1 pseudogene is annotated in these 289 nt (G+C 40.8%); it reads right to left on the bottom strand.

The annotated features are described in order from the left end of the window. Positions 1 to 279 (bottom strand): annotated as a pseudogene (locus tag CWC14_RS19480) (RNA-guided endonuclease InsQ/TnpB family protein); the annotation flags it as partial. Positions 280 to 289: the final 10 nt, after the last annotated feature.

Below are 289 nucleotides of genomic sequence, written 5' to 3'. Positions count from 1 at the left end.
ATTTTCAATGCGGATACAGTTTGAGTTATTGACCGCTCGAAATGAATCGTTGTGCCGTTTTTTCTTTTTATATGAGATCTTGTGCTTTGGAAAGCGTTGCAAGCGACCTTTCGAGATTGCGTTCTTTAACGCTGTTTCTAAGTCGCGAGCAACTTGCTGAGCTGCTGCCGAGTCAAAAGACTTAATCCACGTAAACTCTTCAAAAGGCTTTATTTCCTTAAGAAGCGAGGCCATATCATTGTAGAACAAGAATGTTTTATCGAACTCATATCGACGCATGTTCTCAGAC

It is taken from the genome of Pseudoalteromonas sp. S3260 (assembly GCF_005886925.1).
GTDB classification, from domain to species: Bacteria; Pseudomonadota; Gammaproteobacteria; order Enterobacterales; family Alteromonadaceae; genus Pseudoalteromonas; species Pseudoalteromonas tetraodonis.
Note: the sequence above shows the minus strand (reverse complement) of the source record. Positions and strands in the feature narration are given on the sequence as shown.